The sequence below is a fragment of the Moraxella caviae genome (genome assembly GCF_002014985.1).
Taxonomy (GTDB): domain Bacteria; phylum Pseudomonadota; class Gammaproteobacteria; order Pseudomonadales; family Moraxellaceae; genus Moraxella; species Moraxella caviae.
In genome coordinates this window covers 453-2,134 of sequence record NZ_MUXU01000084.1, presented here as the reverse complement: position 1 = coordinate 2,134, position 1,682 = coordinate 453, and the positions used below count along the sequence as shown (strand labels likewise).

Genomic DNA, 1,682 nt, shown 5'->3' with positions numbered 1-1,682 from the left:
GTGGTCAACGTATTTGGATCAAAGTTAACATTGTAAGTAACGTTTGAAGTAGTACCATCTTTGCTTGCAGTTGCTACTGCAGTGGTGATGTTACCATCAACAAAGTTCACAGTGTCGTAAGGCTTCACAAAGTCAACTGAGTTGCCGTTGTTTTGTAGGTTCCAGCCAGAGTTTAGAATGTCGCCTACGGTTGCTGCGTTGTTTACGTTAAGTACAAAGTTGCCATCTTTATCAACTGGTAGTTTTTGCTCTTTGGTAACTGGGTTTTCAGTGTCCTCAGGGTTACCGTTTGGCGTTGCTAGGTCGATGTTGTAGGTATTTGGCAAGTTAGAACCAACGTTAGTCAACTGCATTGGGGCAGTTTCGTTGTTACCGTTGTTCATAGACGCAATGATTGTGTCTTTGTCAATTGGCTCAGCAATCGGATCAACCGGGTTACCGTCTTTATCAACTGGCTTGCCATCTACCAACACAGTGCCTTCTGGGTAAACGTTACCATCCAGTTTCACGCTACCTTCTGGGTAGAAGTTGCCGTCAATGATAGTAACTTTGTTACCTTCTTCGTCAGTGTAAACAACTGGAAGCTGTGCATTTTCTACCAAGTTTTGAGCATCAACGTTCACAGTGATGGTACGTACGCCGTCTTTGGTTTCACCAGTTACGGTTGCCATACCTTCGCCAACAAAGTTCACTTTGTTTGCATTCTTCACGGTGTCTTGATAGTCATTACCTTCAGCAGCAACTACCCAACCCATGTTGCGAGCATCGCCCACAGTCAGTGCGGTGTCATCTGATACATCTGGAGTATCTAGATTCACCAACATATCTACATCTGGTGTACCGTTTGGATTGATAACCACAGGCGTTGTGTCCAAACCACTGCTAATGCCAGTAATGGCTGGCAATTTATTCGGATCTTCGCTTAGGTTAACCAATACCAAGTTGCCTTTGCCATCACCTTCCAGACGTGGGCCACCATTGAAGTTCACAGTAGTAAACTCAACAGTATCGCCAGTTGCAATGGTGATAGTGCTGCCATCTTGAGTGATAGCAATGTTCTTACCAGCGTCAATGGTTACAAAGTCGCTTGGGCTGATCAGCTCAACAGTTTCACCTGACACTTGACCTTTAGAAGCAGAAGTTGTCAAGTTCCAACCAGAAGCATTGATCGCATCGGCTACGTTTTGTGCGGTCGCTACTTTGTTGCCTGCGTTGTTCAACTTGTTCTTCGCTGCTTCTACTGCTTCTTCAGCGGCTGTACGCTCTTCTTCGGTTGCGGTATCCGGCAGGTTGTTCAGGGCTTCTTCTGCAGCTTTCAGTGCTTCTTCTGCTGCAGTAACCGGACCTTTCACGTCACCGATTGGGTTAGCGTTGATGTCGCCAGTGTTCACTGTCAATTCAGTGAAGGTTACTGTATTGCCTTCTGCGTCAAGTACGATGTCGCCATTTGCGTCAAGCATAGGCTTCTCGTTGAACACGATGGTGCTGTTGTCAACGTTAATGTCGTATTGAACGTTAGATACAGTACCGTCATCGTTCGGTTTCGCTACCGCAGTTGTGCCTTTACCGTTCACGAAGTTAACAGTGTCGTAAGGCTTCACGAAGTCAACTGAGTTGCCGTTGTTTTGTAGGTTCCAGCCAGAGTTTAGAATGTCGCCTACAGTTGCTGCGTTGTTTACGTT

1 pseudogene is annotated in these 1,682 nt (G+C 46.0%); it reads right to left on the bottom strand.

The features are described 5' to 3' along the window. A pseudogene (locus B0181_RS10905) lies at positions 1-1,682 on the bottom strand (trimeric autotransporter adhesin Knh); the annotation flags it as partial.